13 protein-coding genes are annotated in these 15,898 nt (G+C 65.6%); 8 read left to right on the forward strand and 5 right to left on the reverse strand.

From position 1 onward, the window contains the following. Nucleotides 1–182 precede the first annotated feature (182 nt). The gene (cutA, locus tag C7401_RS28900) at nucleotides 183–494 is read left to right on the forward strand and encodes a divalent-cation tolerance protein CutA (RefSeq protein ID WP_181565720.1); all 312 of its coding nucleotides are present in this window, start codon (nucleotides 183–185) and stop codon (nucleotides 492–494) included. After that, complete coding sequence (dsbD, locus tag C7401_RS28905) at nucleotides 487–2,460, forward strand: protein-disulfide reductase DsbD (RefSeq protein ID WP_112174824.1); 1,974 nt, start codon at nucleotides 487–489, stop codon at nucleotides 2,458–2,460. The genes cutA and dsbD overlap by 8 nt, the downstream gene beginning before the upstream one ends. Before the next feature lie 66 nt (nucleotides 2,461–2,526). Here the strand turns inward: dsbD and hemB are convergent, their stop codons facing one another. Both hemB and yihA read right to left on the reverse strand, forming a co-directional pair. Next, nucleotides 2,527–3,525 (reverse strand): porphobilinogen synthase, encoded by a 999-nt coding sequence (gene hemB, locus C7401_RS28910; RefSeq protein WP_112174825.1) that lies wholly within the window; start codon nucleotides 3,523–3,525, stop codon nucleotides 2,527–2,529. 374 nt (nucleotides 3,526–3,899) lie between these two features. Then, nucleotides 3,900–4,559 (reverse strand): ribosome biogenesis GTP-binding protein YihA/YsxC, encoded by a 660-nt coding sequence (gene yihA / locus C7401_RS28915; RefSeq protein ID WP_112174826.1) that lies wholly within the window; start codon nucleotides 4,557–4,559, stop codon nucleotides 3,900–3,902. Nucleotides 4,560–4,798: 239 nt separating this feature from the next. Here yihA and C7401_RS28920 point away from each other — a divergent pair, with 239 nt between their 5' ends. The 5 genes from C7401_RS28920 to msrQ all read left to right on the forward strand — a co-directional run bounded on the left by C7401_RS28920 (nucleotide 4,799) and on the right by msrQ (nucleotide 11,080). Next, entirely contained in the window at nucleotides 4,799–5,473 is a 675-nt protein-coding gene (locus tag C7401_RS28920) for a c-type cytochrome (RefSeq protein ID WP_112174827.1), read from the forward strand. 169 nt (nucleotides 5,474–5,642) lie between these two features. Next, the gene (locus C7401_RS28925) at nucleotides 5,643–7,853 is read left to right on the forward strand and encodes a cytochrome c biogenesis protein ResB (RefSeq protein WP_112174828.1); all 2,211 of its coding nucleotides are present in this window, start codon (nucleotides 5,643–5,645) and stop codon (nucleotides 7,851–7,853) included. Between the two features lie 33 nt (nucleotides 7,854–7,886). Beyond that, entirely contained in the window at nucleotides 7,887–9,128 is a 1,242-nt protein-coding gene (gene ccsB, locus C7401_RS28930; protein WP_112174829.1) for a c-type cytochrome biogenesis protein CcsB, read from the forward strand. A 216-nt stretch (nucleotides 9,129–9,344) separates the two neighbouring features. Continuing rightward, nucleotides 9,345–10,346 (forward strand): protein-methionine-sulfoxide reductase catalytic subunit MsrP, encoded by a 1,002-nt coding sequence (gene msrP, locus C7401_RS28935; RefSeq protein WP_112174830.1) that lies wholly within the window; start codon nucleotides 9,345–9,347, stop codon nucleotides 10,344–10,346. Between the two features lie 14 nt (nucleotides 10,347–10,360). After that, complete coding sequence (gene msrQ, locus C7401_RS28940; RefSeq protein WP_181565717.1) at nucleotides 10,361–11,080, forward strand: protein-methionine-sulfoxide reductase heme-binding subunit MsrQ; 720 nt, start codon at nucleotides 10,361–10,363, stop codon at nucleotides 11,078–11,080. Nucleotides 11,081–11,180: 100 nt separating this feature from the next. Here msrQ and lysA read toward each other — a convergent pair whose 3' ends face one another. Beyond that, nucleotides 11,181–12,452, reverse strand: a complete 1,272-nt coding sequence (lysA, locus tag C7401_RS28945; protein ID WP_112174832.1) for a diaminopimelate decarboxylase — start codon at nucleotides 12,450–12,452, stop codon at nucleotides 11,181–11,183. Nucleotides 12,453–12,461: 9 nt separating this feature from the next. Then, entirely contained in the window at nucleotides 12,462–12,818 is a 357-nt protein-coding gene (lptM, locus tag C7401_RS46140; RefSeq protein WP_112174833.1) for an LPS translocon maturation chaperone LptM, read from the reverse strand. A gap of 35 nt (nucleotides 12,819–12,853) precedes the next feature. Between lptM and cyaY the strand changes: the two genes are divergently transcribed. Further along, on the forward strand, nucleotides 12,854–13,171 hold the full coding sequence (gene cyaY / locus C7401_RS28955; protein WP_112174834.1) for an iron donor protein CyaY: 318 nt from the start codon (nucleotides 12,854–12,856) through the stop codon (nucleotides 13,169–13,171). Between the two features lie 84 nt (nucleotides 13,172–13,255). Here the strand turns inward: cyaY and C7401_RS28960 are convergent, their stop codons facing one another. Further along, nucleotides 13,256–15,700: a penicillin-binding protein 1A gene (locus tag C7401_RS28960; RefSeq protein ID WP_112174835.1), complete on the reverse strand. Its 2,445-nt coding sequence runs from the start codon at nucleotides 15,698–15,700 to the stop codon at nucleotides 13,256–13,258. Nucleotides 15,701–15,898: the final 198 nt, after the last annotated feature.

Below are 15,898 nucleotides of genomic sequence, written 5' to 3' on the forward strand. Positions count from 1 at the left end.
TTTTGGGCGCGGATTAAAACGCGCCGAGTCGTGTTTACCGGTCGCAGGTCCCTTTTGCCACATGGCGCACGAGAGAAGGCAATCGGCGCCGATGGTACGATTACGTTCTGCCCCGAAGCCCGCGTTCGCTGCCGCGCGCGGGCGCCACGCCGGAGTTCGTCGTGACCCTCAATGTGACCCTGATGCTGACCACGGTGCCCGACGATGGCACGGCCGAAAAGCTTGCCTCCGGCTCGCTTGCGCAGCGCCTCGCCGCCTGCGTGACGCGTCTTGGCGTCGTGCATTCGGAATATCACTGGCAGGGGAAGATCGAGTCGGGCGAAGAGATCCAGCTGCTTTTCAAGACGAGCCTCGCCCGCGCGGCCGAGCTCGAACAGTTCATCCAGACCCAGCATCCCTACGAGACGCCCGAGATTCTCTCGTGGCAGGCCACGGCGTCGAACGCCTATGGGCAGTGGGTCAATGCCGAGACTCAGCGTCCCCTACATGTCTAACCGCATCAATCGGCGCTCGCGCGTCGCGCCTTCGCTCTTCAGCTTCTTCGCACTAGTCTGCTGTCTGCTGCCGCTGCTGTTCGGCGCGTCGCTGGCGCGTGCCGCCGACGATGACTTCCTGCCCCCCGATCAAGCCTTCACGTTCAGCGCGAGCGAGGAGCCAGGCATGGTCGACGTGCATTTCAAGATCGCGGACGGCTACTACATGTACCGCGAGCGCTTCGCCTTCGCCGCGCGCAACGGTACGACGCAACTTGGCGATGCGCAGATCCCGCCTGGCCACGTGAAGTTCGATCCGACGTTCCAGAAGAACGTGGAGACCTATCGCGGCGAATTGACGATTCGCGTGCCGGTGCAGAAGGCGGGCGGCCCGTTCGATCTCGCCGTGACATCGCAAGGCTGCGCCGATGCGGGCATCTGCTATCCGCCGGCGGAGCACGTCTATCACGTGAGCGGTGCGGCTTTGCAGGCCGCCACGGCAGGCCAGAGCGTCGTGCCTGACGCGGCTCGGGCGCCGTCCACGCCCGCGCCCTTGCCCCAGACGAGCGCCGCACCGGCCCCGTCTGATGCCGAGCCTTGGTACGAGCGCGCCACGAGCGCAGACTACGCCCAGTCACTGCTGCAAGGCGGCGGCTTCTTCGCGGTGGTCGGCCTGTACTTCGTCGCGGGCATGGTGCTGAGCCTCTTGCCCTGCTCCTATCCGATGATCCCGATCCTTTCGGCGATCATCGTCGGTGAGGGCGCGCGCGTGACGCGGAGCCGCGGCTTCGCGCTCTCGTTCGTCTACGTGCTCGGCATGGCGCTCGTCTATACCGCGCTCGGCATTGCTGCCGCCCTCGTGGGCCAGAGTCTGGGCGCGTGGTTGCAGAATCCGTGGGTGCTCGGCGTGTTTGCGGTGCTGCTCACGGCCTTTGCGGTGATGCTGATCGCGGGCTACGACATCGCGCTGCCGCAGCGCTGGCAGGACGGCGCCTCGCGCGCCACGCAGGGCCGCTCGGGCGGAAAATTCGCGGCGGTCGCCCTGATGGGTGCGCTTTCCGCGCTCGTGGTGGGCGCCTGCATGACCGCGCCGCTGTTCGCGGTGCTCGCGTTCATCGCCCACACGGGCAACGCCGTGCTCGGCGGCGCAGCGCTCTTTGCGATGGGCCTGGGCCTTGGCGTTCCGCTGATGATTCTCGGGCTTGGCGCTGGCGCGCTGCTGCCGCGCGCGGGCACGTGGATGGATGGCGTGAAGGTGTTCTTCGGCGTCGTGCTGCTGGCCGCCGCGCTGTGGATCGTCTGGCCGGTGCTCGGCGCGACCGCGCAAATGCTGCTCGCCGCGCTCTGGCTGCTGCTCGCGGCGGCGGCGCTCGGCCTGTTCACGCCGAATGCGGGGTCGTCCAACGTCTGGCGCCGTCTTGGGCGCGGTCTGGGCGCGGCGTTCGCCATCTGGGCGGCGACGCTCATCGTCGGGCTTGCCGCCGGCTCCAGCGACCCGCTGCGTCCGCTCGCGGTGCTCGCCGCGCGCGAGGGTGGTGCGGGCGGTGTGGGCGCTTCCGCCGCCGCGACCGGAAACCAGAACGCCGGTGCGAACGCAGCCGATGCGCTGGCGTTTGCGCCCGTGCGTTCGCCTTCGCAACTCGACGCGGCGCTCAAGTCGGCAGGCAAGCCGTCGATGCTCGACTTCTACGCCGACTGGTGCGTGAGCTGCAAGGAAATGGAGAAGTTCACCTTCAGCGACCCACGCGTGCAGGCGCGCCTCGCGCAACTCGGGTTGTTGCGCGCCGACGTGACGGCCAACAATCCCGACGATCAGGCGCTGCTCAAGCGCTTTGGCCTGTTCGGGCCGCCGGGCATCATCTTCTTCGATGCGCAAGGGCGCGAAGTGCTGCGCGTGGTGGGCTACGAAAACGCCGACCGTTTCCTCGCGCGGCTCGATCGCGTGACGGCGCCCGCAGCGCAACCACAGGCTTCTCCGTCAGCCTGAGCGCGGCCGCAAAAACAAAAGGGCACGTCCGTGGACGTGCCCTTTTGCATATGAGGTACGCGACGCTTACTTCTGCGCGCGCAGCAAACGCGCGGCGTCGAGCGCGAAATACGTGAGGATGCCGTCGGCGCCCGCGCGCTTGAACGCGAGGAGCGACTCCATCATCACCTTGTCGTGATCGAGCCAGCCGTTTTGCGCGGCGGCCTTGAGCATGGCGTACTCGCCGCTCACCTGGTACACGTAGGTCGGGAAGCGGAACTCGTCCTTCACGCGGCGCACGATGTCGAGATACGGCATGCCGGGCTTGACCATCACCATGTCCGCGCCTTCCTCGATGTCGAGGCGCACTTCGCGCAGCGCTTCATCGGAGTTGGACGGGTCCATCTGGTAGGTCATCTTGTTGCCCTTGCCCAGATTCGACGCCGAACCGACGGCGTCACGGAACGGACCGTAGAACGCCGAAGCGTACTTGGCCGAGTACGCCATGATGCGCGTATGAATATGGTTCTCGCTTTCGAGCATCTCGCGGATCGCGCCGATGCGGCCGTCCATCATGTCCGAAGGCGCGACGATATCGACGCCCGCTTCGGCCTGCGTGCGCGCCTGCGCGACGAGGATCTCGATGGTTTCGTCGTTGATGACGTAGCCGTTTTCGTCGAGCACGCCGTCCTGGCCGTGGCTCGTGTACGGGTCGAGCGCAACGTCGCAGAGCACGCCGAGATCGGGGAAACGTTTCTTCAACTCGCGCACGGCACGCGGAATCACGCCGTCCGGGTTCGTCGCCTCGACGCCATCGGGCGTCTTGAGCGCCGGGTCGACCACGGGGAAGAGCGAGAGCACCGGAATGCCGAGTTCGACGCACTGCTCGGCGACCCCCATCAGCAGATCGATGGACACGCGCTCGACGCCGGGCATCGACGGCACGGCTTCGCGCACGTTGTTGCCCGCGACGACAAACACGGGGTAGATCAGGTCGTTGGTGGTGAGGAGGTTTTCGCGCATCAGACGGCGCGAGAAATCGTCACGTCGCATGCGGCGCGGACGATGATGCGGGTAGAAGCTCATGTCGGCGGATATCTTGAAACGGGATGGGTCCCGGGGCGCGGGAAACTTTTCGGGACAATGGTATATCATACCGATCGAGCGAGGCGCCTGGCGCCGAGCTCCCCGCTTCTCCTCCCTGAGCGGGTGCCTGTCGTTTTTCGATAAGGCTGTTTAACCCGCCGGCATTTACGGCGGGTTTTTTTCTGGGAGGCTGAAAATCGCGGTTTTGGCGCCGCGAGCGGGCCCGCAAAGGGCATTGACGGCCGTAGCCGGTGAGCGTTGTGTGCGGTAGCGCACATAGCGGGTCTCAAGGCTGCGCGTCTTGCCGGAAGGTCAGACGAAAGCGCGCCAAACGCCCGCTGGCGCGGGCCGCAGCCCCGAGCGGCGTTACTTCGTTACTTCGCTGCCGCGCCGGTTTCTTCCTCGGATGCCTGCGGCACGATCCAGCTTTCGATCACCGCGTGCGCCTCGTCCAGCCCCACGCGCTTGAGCGCGGAGAAAAGCTGGGCGCTCAATTTCCCTTCGTAGCCTTGCTGACGATATTCGTCGAACGCCTTGTTCGTCGTACGCAGCGCGAGCACGCTTTCCTGACGCGTCAATTTGTCGCATTTCGTGAGGAGGGCGTGGATCGGCTTGCCCGTCGGCGCGAACCACTCGATCATGCGGCGGTCGAGGTCGGTGAGCGGGCGACGCGCGTCCATCATCAGGACGAGCCCCACGAGCTGGGCGCGCGTTTGCAGATACAGCGAGAGCAGTTGCTCCCAGTGCGCCTTCGCGGCCAGCGGCACTTCGGCGTAGCCGTAGCCCGGCAGGTCGACGAGATAGCCGGCCGGTTCGTCAGCGGGGCCGACGCCGAAATAGTTGATGTGCTGGGTGCGGCCAGGCGTCTTCGAGGCGAAGGCGAGGCGCTTCTGGTTGCACAACAGATTGATGGCGGTGGACTTGCCGGCGTTCGAGCGGCCGGCGAACGCGACCTCGGGCCGCGCCGTGGCGGGCAGATCGCGCAGGTGGTTGACCGTCGTAAAGAAGCGGGCTTGATGCAGCAGGAAGGCCATCGGAAAAGGACCACATTATGAAACAACGCGGCGGGTGGCCCCGCCGGGCCCGGAAGCGCCCGGGATGGAATCTGGGATATCGGGGCGAGGCCCGACTGGCGCGGTGACGCCTTGCGCGCTATTGTACAATGCGATGGTTTACTGAATACCAGTGAGGCCAGCGCGGGCCTTTCGAGGTAGATCGGTCGCTGTCGTCCATTGCAGAACCTGATTCCCACAAGACGAAACAAGGTGCGCGAATGAATCGACTGGGCAAGTCCTTGAAGGTGTTCGAGAGTGCGATAGCGGCGGGTCTTACAGCAAGTTTAGTCATGATGGCGGGGCAAGCAAAAGCGGCGGAGCAGGGCACGCCGGCCAAGCCCGATCTCGCCCGGGGGCAAGCGATCGCCGCGCAGGTTTGCGCGGCCTGTCACGCGGCCGACGGCAACAGCGCCGGCGGCGCTTATCCGAAGCTCGCCGGCCAGCACGCCGACTATCTCGTCAAGCAACTCAAGGACTTCAAGCCACAGCCCGGCGGCAAGCCGGCCGCGCGCGCCAACCCGATCATGGCGGGCTTTGCGGCAGCGCTGTCAGACCAGGATATGATCAACGTCGCAGCCTGGTTCGCCTCCCAGACACCCAAGCCCGGTTACGCGCACGACGCGAAGACCGTGCCGCAAGGTCAGGCCATCTGGCGCGGCGGCATCGCCGACAAGGGCGTGCCGGCGTGCGCGGCCTGCCACGGGCCCACGGGGCAGGGCATTCCGATCCAGTACCCGCGCCTGTCGGGCCAGTGGTCGGAGTACATCGTCGCGCAGCTCAACGCGTTCCAGCAGGGCACGCGCAACAACAACGACCCGATGCGCACCGTCGCGCACCGGCTCTCGGACGACGAAATCAAAGCCGTCGCCGACTACGCCGCGGGCTTGCACTGACTGTGAGTTTGCCGCGCGATTGCCGCGCGTCGATCGAAGCGGCCGGCAGGAGAACAAGAAAGGGTGAGGACGTCGCCACGCCAGCGGCGCGCCTGCACCCTTTTTTGCTGTAGCGTCTGACACGCGTGCGAAACCGACGCACGAGCGAGAAGCGAAAAGCGGAGTTTGAATGAGCGTCACCACGCAGGGTTTGCAGTTGAATGTTCGCCAGAAGGCGGTGAAAGGCGCCGTCGAGCTGATCAGTTCGATGCGCTTCGCGATTGCGCTGCTCGTCGTGCTCGCCATTGCGAGCATCATCGGCACGGTGCTCACGCAGGACGACCCTTACCCGAACTACGTCAACCAGTTCGGCCCGTTCTGGGCCGACATCTTCCGCTCGCTGAGCCTCTACACGGTCTACAGTGCGTGGTGGTTCATGACGATCCTCGGCTTTCTCGTGGTGTCGGTCTCGCTGTGCGTGATCCGCAACGCGCCGAAGATGCTCGCGGACATGAAGAGCTGGAAGGACAAGGTCCGCGAAGGCAGCCTGCGCGCGTTCCATCACAAGGGCGAATTCGCGGTGGAAGGCGGCACGCGCGAGCAAACCGCGGCCACGCTCGGCAAGCTCGCGGGCCGCATGGGCTACCGCTTCGTCACGCGCGAAACCGAAGGCGCCACGCTCATCGCCGCCAAGCGCGGCGCGCTCACGAAGATCGGCTACATCTTCGCGCACCTCGCGATCGTGGTGATCTGCATCGGCGGCCTGCTCGACAGCAATCTGCCGATCAAATTCCAGATGTGGCTCTTCGACAAGACGCCCATTCGCAGCAATGCCGTCATCAACGACATTCCGCCCGAGCACCGGCTCTCGCAGTCGAACCCGACCTTCCGCGGCTACGCGTGGGTGCCGGAGGGCCAGTATGTGTCCACGGCCATCCTCAACCAGCCCGACGGCTCGCTGATCCAGGACCTGCCGTTCTCGATCCAGCTCAACAAGTTCATCGTCGATTACTACTCGACCGGCATGCCCAAGCTGTTCGCGAGCGACATCGTCGTGATCGACCACAAGACGGGCCAGCGCGTTCCGGCGCGCATCGAGGTGAACGAGCCGTTCGAGTACGACGGCGTGTCGATCTATCAGTCGAGCTTCCAGGACGGCGGCTCGCAGATGTCGATGACCGCATGGCCCATGGCGGGCGCAAGCATGAAGAGCTTCCCGTTCGGCGGCACGATCGGCAATTCGGCGCCGCTCGCGGCGCCCGCGGGCCAGAGCCTGCCGGGCATGGACGGCCAGACGATCGAATTCGCCGACTTCCGCGCGATCAACGTCGAGAACATCTCGAACGGCAGCGGGGCGAACGACGTGCGCGGCGTGGCACACCAGTCGCTCAAGGAAGCGTTCGACGAGCGTCTCGGTTCCGGCGCGAAGAGCTCGAAGCCGCTCGACCTGCATAACGTCGGGCCCTCGGTGCAGTACAAGGTGCGTGACAAGGACGGCCAGGCGCGCGAGTACAACAACTACATGCTGCCCGTGGACGTGGGCGGCGGCGATCGCATGTTCCTCGCGGGCATGCGCGAGAATCCCGACGATCCGTTCCGCTACCTTCGCATTCCCGCCGACAGCGGCGGCACGCCCAAAGAATGGATGATGTTGCGCGCGGCCTTCGAAGATCCCGCGTTGCGCGTGCAGGCGGCGAAGCGCTTCGCGACGCGCTCCGTCCCCGATTCGAACCGCGAACTGCAACAGCATCTGGAGGAGAGCGCGGAACGCGTGCTGACCCTTTTCGCAGGCACGGACGCGCCGAAGACGGGCGCGGCAACGCCGGCAGGCGGCTTCCAGGCGGTGGCGACCTTCATCGACAAATCGGTGCCGAAGGACCAGCAGGAAAAGGCTGCGGGCCTGCTGCTGCGCATGCTGGAAGGCGCGACGTGGGACCTGTGGCAGCTCGCCCGCGAGCAGGCCGGCGAGCCGGACCTGAAGCCCGATGCCGATTCCGCGCGCTTCGTGCAGGACTCGATCAATGCCATATCCGACAGCTTCCTGTATGGATCGCCTGTCTATCTACAGCTCGATTCATTCAAGCAGGTGCAAGCTTCGGTATTTCAGTTGACGCGCGCGCCGGGCAAGAAAGTCGTGTATCTTGGCAGCCTGTTGCTCGTGCTTGGCATCTTCTCGATGTTCTACGTGCGTGAGCGGCGGTTGTGGTTCTGGCTGAAGGATCGGAAAGATCCGGATGGCGAGGGCCACGGCGTCGACGTCATCATGGCGATGTCGACCGCCCGCCGTACCCTCGACTTCGAGAAGGAGTTCGCCCGTACCCGCGACGCGGTCGGCCGCGCGCTGGGCGCGGCGCCGAAGACTGGCGACGCGAACGGCAACGGCACGGACCGTGCGCCGTGATCCAGGATATTCACGATCGACACCGGTAAGCCCATGGACTTGACTCAGGTTTCCTCTTCCGCAAAGGCTCGCCGCGCCGAACGCGCTGCTTTGGCCGGCTCCGCGGCGCGCGACGCCGCGGGCGCTCACGACCTCCACACGGACGACTTCTTCGACGAACGCCCGTTCCTGCGCCGCCTGAGCGCGCTCGACTGGCTGTTCGCGCTGGCGCTCGTGGCGGGCGCGGGTTTCGCGCTCTCGCGCTACCACGCGCACATGAACTACTACGACAAGCTGGTGCTCTGCGGCACGACACCGGCGCTCGTGGTGCTGGGCTGGCGCTGGAAACCGGCGCGGCTGCTCATGGCCGGCATCGCCGTGCTCGCGATCGGGGCCATCCAGATCTACCAGGGCGACCTCGCGCGCGCCGATCAAGCCTTCTTCCTCAAGTATTTCCTCTCCAGCCAGTCGGCCATTCTGTGGATGAGCGCGCTCTTCGTGCTCGCCACGCTGTTCTACTGGATCGGGCTGCTCTCGCGCTCGGCCACCGGCGGCGCGATCGGCACGAAGCTCACGTGGGCGGCGGTGCTAATGGGCTTCGTCGGCCTGATGGTGCGCTGGTACGAGTCGTATCTGATCGGCGCGGACGTGGGCCATATTCCCATCTCGAACCTCTACGAAGTGTTCGTGCTGTTCAGCCTCATCACGGCGCTCTTCTATCTGTATTACGAAAAGCACTACAACACGCGCGCGCTCGGCGCGTTCGTGCTGCTCGTGATCAGCGCGGCCGTGGGCTTCCTGATGTGGTACTCGATCGCGCGCGACGCGCAGCAGATCCAGCCGCTCGTGCCCGCGCTGCAAAGCTGGTGGATGAAGATTCACGTCCCGGCGAACTTCATCGGCTACGGCAGCTTCGCGCTCTCGGCCATGGTGGGCGTGGCCTACATCATGAAGGAGCGCGGCGTGCTGGCGGACCGCCTGCCCTCGCTCGACGTGCTCGACGACGTCATGTACAAGTCGATCGCCGTCGGTTTCGCGTTCTTCACCATCGCCACGATCCTTGGCGCGCTGTGGGCCGCGCAGGCCTGGGGCGGCTACTGGAGCTGGGACCCGAAGGAAACCTGGGCGCTGATCGTCTGGCTCAACTACGCGGCCTGGCTGCACATGCGGCTTATGAAGGGGCTGCGCGGCGGCGTGGCGGCCTGGTGGGCGCTCACGGGCCTGCTCGTCACGACCTTCGCGTTCCTTGGCGTGAACATGTTCCTCTCGGGCCTGCACAGCTACGGCAAGCTGTAACCGAAACCGCTCGCAGGACGAACTAACCGTCGGATGCCTCGCGCTCCGACGGTTTTTTTTCGTCAGCCTGGAAGCTTTGCGCGCCACGTGCGTTTGCCCGCTTGAGGTCATCCAGTCGATCCACCCCGCGCCCCCTCGCGAGTCGCGGCAGGGACGGATCGCGACACCATCAACGCGCCGGTGGCGCCAAGCCGCGCAGGAAGCAGGAGCAGCAACATGTGGATCAAGCGGAGCAGCAGGATCTTGCTCAACGGTGACGACATCCCCGCGAGCGAAATCACGCCGCAAAAGGTGTTCGAGCAGCGCCGACGCATTTTGCAGGCGGCGGGCGCGCTCGCGCTGGGCGGCATTGCGGGGCCATTCGGCGCGACGCAGGCGCTCGCGGAATACGCGCCCAGCGACCCGAAGGCCCAGAAGCTCGCCGCGCAAACGAACACGAAGTTCGTCGCGCTCGACAAGGTCACGCCCTACAAGGACGTCACGACCTACAACAACTTCTACGAGTTCGGCACCGATAAAGGCGACCCGGCCCAGAACGCGCACACGCTGCGCCCACGTCCGTGGAAGCTGAGCGTCGAAGGTGAGGTGAAGAACCCGAAGGTCTATGACATCGACGAGATCCTCAAGCTCGCGCCGCTCGAAGAGCGCGTGTACCGGCACCGCTGCGTGGAGGGGTGGTCGATTGTCGTTCCGTGGATCGGTATTTCGCTTTCCGAACTGATTCGCCGCGCGCAACCTACGGGCAATGCGCGTTACGTGCAGTTCGTCACGCTTGCCGACCCTTCGCAGATGCCGGGCCTCGCCGAGCCGATTCTCGACTGGCCGTATTCGGAAGGCCTGCGCATGGACGAAGCGATGAATCCGCTCACGCTGCTCACCGTGGGCCTGTACGGCCAGGTGCTGCCGAACCAGAATGGCGCGCCTGTGCGTGTGATCGTGCCGTGGAAGTATGGCTTCAAGAGCGCGAAGTCGATCGTGAAGATCCGCTTCGTCGCGAACCAGCCGCCCACGAGCTGGAACAAGTACGCGCCGAGCGAATACGGCTTTTATTCGAACGTGAACCCGAATGTCGATCACCCGCGCTGGAGCCAGGCCACGGAGCGGCGCATCGGCGAGGACGGTTTCTTCCAGCCCAAGCGTAAGACGCTCATGTACAACGGCTACGGCGATCTCGTGGCGTCGATGTATCAGGGCATGGATCTGCGCAAGAACTTTTGAGCGGCGCACGCGCGATGGAGCGAGAGATGGAATCGACAACCACACCGCAGGCAGCGGCCTTGCCGCGTGCGAAGGCTGCGAAAGCGGGCGCGCGCGCGGCGGGCGCCACCGGCCCGCGCTGGCTGCCATGGGCGAAGGGGGCGGTGTTCGTCGCCGCGTGGTATCCGCTCGCACGCATCGTGTTCTTCGGCTTCACCGATCGGCTGGGCGCGAATCCGATCGAGTTCATCACGCGTTCCACGGGCCTCTGGACGCTCGTGTTCCTCTGCATCACGCTCGCGGTCACGCCGCTGCGCCGACTCACCGGCTGGAACGCGCTGATCCGCTTTCGCCGCATGCTGGGCCTGTACGCGTTCTTTTACGCGGCGCTGCACTTCACCACTTACATCTGGTTCGACAAGTGGTTCGACGTCGCCGCAATGCTCAAGGACGTGGGCAAGCGGCCGTTTATAACGGTGGGCTTTGCGGCGTTCGTGCTGCTGATTCCGCTTGCGGTGACGTCCACGCGTGCGATGGCGCGGCGGCTAGGGCGGCGCTGGCAGACGCTGCATCGCGTTGTCTACGCGATCGGCGTGCTGGCGATCCTCCACTTCTGGTGGATGAAGGCGGGCAAGCACGATCTCGCGCTGCCCAAGCTCTACGGCGCGATCATGCTGGTGTTGCTCGGCTGGCGGCTGGGCGTGTGGCTGCTTGCGCGATGGCGCGCCGCGCGGGCGGGCGCTCGCGCCGTGTAGCCGCCATACAGGCGCTTCTCAGGCGTTTCTCGCGCGAGCAGACAACAAAAAAGCGACGCCGGGGCGTCGCTTTTTCACATGGACTGAGCACCGCAAGCGCTTAGTCCGGCAGCACGCGCTCGCTAGCGAACAACTGCGCCACGTTTTCGCGCTCGCGCGCGAGATGCACGCGCGTGCCGTCGACCATCACCTCGGCCGCGCGCGCACGCGTGTTGTAGTTCGAGCTCATCACGAAGCCATAAGCGCCCGCCGAGCGGATCGCGAGCACGTCGCCCGGCTCGATCGCCAGGTCGCGCGAGCGGCCCAGCCAGTCGCCGCTTTCGCACACCGGGCCGACCACGTCGTAGGTGTGGGCCTGCGCATTGCGCTCCACGACCGGCTCGATCGCGTGATACGCGTCGTACATCGCGGGGCGGGCGAGGTCGTTCATCGCCGCATCGACGATCGCGAAATTCTTCTCCGAGCCCGGCTTCAGGAATTCGACAGTGGTGAGCAGGATGCCCGCGTTGCCCACGAGCGAGCGGCCCGGCTCGAAATACACCTCGCGCGCCCGGCCGACCTGCTTGCCGTATGCCTCGATGCGGTCGAGCACCGTGCGCACGAACTCGCCGATATCGGGCGGCGTTTCGTCGTCGTAGCGAATGCCGAGGCCGCCGCCCACGTCGATGTGGCGGATGCTCACGCCGTCGGCTTCAATCTGGTCGACGAGTTCGAGCAGCTTGTCGATGGCGTCGAGGTACGGCGCGATTTCGGTGATCTGCGAGCCGATGTGGCAGTCGATGCCGACCACTTCGAGATTCTGCATGGCCGCGGCCGCGCGATAAGTGGCGCGCGCCTCTTCGAACGCGACGCCGAACTTGTTCGCCTTCAGGCCCGTGGAAATGTACGGATGCGTTTTCGGATCGACGTCCGGGTTCACGCGCAGCGAGACCGGCGCCTTCTTGCCGAGCTGGCCCGCCACGTCGTTCAGGCGGTCGAGTTCGGGAATCGATTCGACGTTGAAGCACTTGACGCCCGCTTCGAGCGCTTCGCGCATTTCACCCGCGGTCTTGCCGACGCCCGAGAACACCACGTCCTGCGCCTTGCCGCCCGCCGCGAGCACGCGCGCGAGCTCGCCCGCCGAAACGATGTCGAAGCCGGCGCCTTCGCGCGCGAACAGATTGAGCACCGCGAGGTTGCTGTTCGCTTTCACCGCGACGTGCACCTTGGCGTGGCGGCCGGCGCAGGCGTCGGCATAGGCGTGCCATGCGGCGGTGAGGGCCGCGCGCGAGTACACGTAAAGCGGCGTGCCGTACTGCGCGGCGAGATCGGCGGCGGACACGCCTTCTACGAAGAGCGTGCCGTTGTCACGGTGAAAAGCGGACTGGGTCATGCGAGCATCTTATTGGGTTGGCTCGGCGCCGGAAGCCGGTTGCGGACTGCCGGTGGCCGAAGGTGGGGTGCTGAGTTCGGTGTCCGGGGACAACGAGAGCGGCGTGCCCGAGGTGTCGGGAATCGTCCCGAGCGGAGCCGACGCCGCCGATGCCGAGTCAGGCGCATTCGCGGGCGTGTTCGCACCGGTGTCCTGCGGCTCGGATTCGAAGCTGGGCTTGGGCGGAAGCGGCGGCACGGTGGGCATGTACAGCGGCCCGCGCTGGCCGCAACCCGCGAGCGCAACGGCGCTTATCGCAAAAGCCGCTAGAATCGCGCGGGTCGATACGCGGGATGCCGCTGCGCGCATCTCTGAAATGACACGCATAATTGTCCCTGAATGAATAACCGGTGGAGTTTAGCATGCCAGACAGTGACTACCTGAGCCGCGCGGAGGCCGTGCTGGCGGCCGTTGAGCGCGCCGTGGACGAGACCGAGGCCGACATCGAACTTGAGCGTAGCGGCAACGTTCTGACGCTCGAATTCGAGAATCGCACGAAGATCATCGTGAATCTGCAACCGCCGATGAGCGAGATCTGGATCGCGGCGAAGGCAGGCGGTTTCCACTATCGCTTCATCGACGGCGAGTGGCGCGATACGCGCACGGGCACCGAGTTCTTCTCGGCGCTCACGGCCTACGCGACGGAGCAGGCGGGCGAGCCGGTTCGGTTCGCGCCCTGAAGCCAAAAGCGTGAGCACGTAAAAAAAGCGGGCGCCAGTTGCAAAGCTGGCGCCCGTTTTTCATGGTTCCGGTTCCGGCGAGATTCAGTGCCCCCGGAACAGATTCATGATGTCTTCCTTTTCCTTCGCATTCACGTGCTCGGGCGTGGGCGCCGCGCCGGCGCTGTCACCCCCGCCCGCGCCCGAAGCCCCGCTCGCCGAGGCTTCCAGCGCCGCCTGGCTGATGCCCACCGTGGAGACGAAGCCGCGACCCGGCGTGGCGTCGGCGTAGTAAAGCTCGTCGCCGAGCGTGACGATGCCGTCGGGCATCGCCATCTTGTACTCGGGCACGCCGTTGAGCGCCTTCTGCATGTAGTCGATCCATACCGGCAACGCGAGGCCGCCGCCCGTTTCCTTGTCGCCCAGACTGCGCGGGTTGTCGTAGCCGATCCACGCGATCGCGGCCAGCGTGTGCTGGTAGCCGGCGAACCAGGCGTCGCGCGAGTCGTTGGTCGTGCCGGTCTTGCCGCCCAGGTCGGTGCGCTTGAGGACGTTCGACTTCGCGCCCGTGCCGCGCTGGGCGACGCTCTGCAAGAGGCTGTTCATGATGTACGCGTTGCGCGGGTCGATGGCGCGCGGTGCGTTCTGCCCGGCCACGAGCGGCTGCGCCTGGGCGACCACCATGCCGCGCTGGTCCGTGACCTCGGCGATCAGATACGGATTCACGCGATAGCCGCCGTTGGCGAACACCGAGTAGGCGCCCGCCATCTGCAACGGCGTGACGAGACCCGCGCCGAGCGCCATTGGCAGGTAGGCCGGGTGGCGGTCGGCGTCGAAGCCGAAATGCGTGATGTACTGCTGCGCGTACTTCGTGCCGATATGGTTGAGGATGCGGATCGACACGAGGTTCTTCGACTTCATGAGCGCCGTGCGCATGCTCATGGGGCCGTCGAAGCCGCCGCCGTAGTTCTTCGGCTCCCACGCCTGGCCGCCGGTTTCCGCAGCACTGAAGAAGAGCGGCGCGTCGTTGATGACGGTGGCCGGCCCGAGGCCCTTGTCGAGCGACGCCGAATAGATGAACGGCTTGAAGCTCGAACCGGGCTGCCGCCACGCCTGCGTGACGTGGTTGAACTTGTTCTTGTTGAAGTCGAAGCCGCCCACGAGCGCGCGGATCGCGCCGTCCTGCGGCACGATCGAGATGAACGCGCCTTCGATCTGCGGCAACTGCGTGATCGACCATTCGCCTGCGTTGTTGCGCGCCACGCGGATGATCGCGCCTGGCCGGATTCTCTGCGACGGCTGCGCGCGCGTGCTCAGCGCGAACTGCGCGAAGCGCAGACCGTCGCCGGTAATGATCGCAGTGTTGCCGTCCATGAGGGTGGCCTGCACTTCCTTCGGGCTCGCGGCGGTGACGACGGCCGCCACCAGCTCGCCGTTGTCGGGGTGCTCGACGAGGGCGTCGTCGATGGCCTGCTCGCGGTCCTCGGCGTCGGAGGGCAGGTCGATGAACGCTTCCGGCCCGCGATAGCCGTGGCGGCGCTCATAGTCCATGAGCCCCTTGCGCAGCGCGTGATAGGCGACGTCCTGATCGGCCGAGTCGATGGTCGTGACGACGTTCAGGCCGCGCGTGTACGCCTCTTCGTGGTACTGCGCGTACATCATCTGGCGCACCATTTCCGCCACGTATTCGGCGTGGACGCTGAACTCCTTGCCCGCGCCCTTGACGACGAGCGGTTGCGCCGCGGCCGTGTCGTACTGCTCCTGCGTGATGTAGTGCAGTTCCAGCATGCGCTGGAGGATGTACTCCTGACGCACCTTCGCGCGCTTCGGATTGACGACCGGGTTATAGGCCGAGGGCGCCTTGGGCAGCCCGGCGAGCATCGCGCATTCGGCGAGCGTGAGATCTTTCAGATCCTTTCCGAAATACACGCGCGCGGCGCTCGCGAAGCCATACGCGCGCTGACCCAGATAGATCTGATTCATGTACACCTCGAGAATCTGATCCTTCGAGAGCTTGGACTCGATCTTGTAGGCGAGCAGCATCTCGTAAATCTTGCGCGTGTAGGTCTTTTCGCTCGAAAGGAAGAAGTTGCGCGCCACCTGCATGGTGATCGTGCTCGCGCCCTGGGTGGCGTGGCCATTGGTGAGCGCGACCACGCCCGCGCGCGCGATGCCCGCGAGGTCGACGCCGCCGTGGTCGTAGAAGCGCGCGTCCTCGATGGCGAGAATGGCCTTCTTGAGATTGTCGGGCACGTCCTGGAAATGGACGATGTCGCGCCGTTCCTCGCCGAATTCGCCGATCAGCACGTGGTCGCGCGTGTAGATGCGCAGCGGCACCTTCGGGCGGTAGTCGGTGAGCGCCTCGAGCGAAGGCAGGTTCGGGGTGGCCACGACGAGCGCGTAGCCGAGCACCAGCGCCACGCACACCACGCCCGCGAAGATCAGGCCGAAAAAGGCGATCAGCAGCGTAGCCCACCATGGGCGTTTGCGCCGCCTGGGTGGTTCGGGCGGCGTGGAGGGCGGCACGGACGAAGGAAGCTGATCTTGCATACGAACACCAGAAAAACGGTCCCGCGATTATAGCCGCCGCTCGCCGCGGGGCTTTCGAGATGCTTACATACGCGGACCCATGCGATTGGGCAACCCGATATCCGCACTGTAGACGCGCCTCTCGCGTGTGGGTAGCACGCAGGTCGAACGTTGGCCATATGGCCGAGTATTCGGGCGAGGCGCGGGTTCGCACAATGT

The organism is Paraburkholderia unamae (genome assembly GCF_003268775.1).
GTDB classification, from domain to species: Bacteria; Pseudomonadota; Gammaproteobacteria; order Burkholderiales; family Burkholderiaceae; genus Paraburkholderia; species Paraburkholderia unamae.

Excerpts from the sequence above, each read along its gene's own strand:
- cutA (WP_181565720.1), top strand. The coding sequence starts at position 183 with ATGCTGACCACGGTGCCCGACGATGGCACGGCCGAAAAGCTTGCCTCC.
- dsbD (WP_112174824.1), top strand. The coding sequence starts at position 487 with ATGTCTAACCGCATCAATCGGCGCTCGCGCGTCGCGCCTTCGCTCTTC.
- hemB (WP_112174825.1), bottom strand. The coding sequence starts at position 3,525 with ATGAGCTTCTACCCGCATCATCGTCCGCGCCGCATGCGACGTGACGAT.
- yihA (WP_112174826.1), bottom strand. The coding sequence starts at position 4,559 with ATGGCCTTCCTGCTGCATCAAGCCCGCTTCTTTACGACGGTCAACCAC.
- C7401_RS28920 (WP_112174827.1), top strand. The coding sequence starts at position 4,799 with ATGAATCGACTGGGCAAGTCCTTGAAGGTGTTCGAGAGTGCGATAGCG.
- C7401_RS28925 (WP_112174828.1), top strand. The coding sequence starts at position 5,643 with ATGAGCGTCACCACGCAGGGTTTGCAGTTGAATGTTCGCCAGAAGGCG.
- ccsB (WP_112174829.1), top strand. The coding sequence starts at position 7,887 with ATGGACTTGACTCAGGTTTCCTCTTCCGCAAAGGCTCGCCGCGCCGAA.
- msrP (WP_112174830.1), top strand. The coding sequence starts at position 9,345 with ATGTGGATCAAGCGGAGCAGCAGGATCTTGCTCAACGGTGACGACATC.
- msrQ (WP_181565717.1), top strand. The coding sequence starts at position 10,361 with ATGGAGCGAGAGATGGAATCGACAACCACACCGCAGGCAGCGGCCTTG.
- lysA (WP_112174832.1), bottom strand. The coding sequence starts at position 12,452 with ATGACCCAGTCCGCTTTTCACCGTGACAACGGCACGCTCTTCGTAGAA.
- lptM (WP_112174833.1), bottom strand. The coding sequence starts at position 12,818 with ATGCGTGTCATTTCAGAGATGCGCGCAGCGGCATCCCGCGTATCGACC.
- cyaY (WP_112174834.1), top strand. The coding sequence starts at position 12,854 with ATGCCAGACAGTGACTACCTGAGCCGCGCGGAGGCCGTGCTGGCGGCC.
- C7401_RS28960 (WP_112174835.1), bottom strand. The coding sequence starts at position 15,700 with ATGCAAGATCAGCTTCCTTCGTCCGTGCCGCCCTCCACGCCGCCCGAA.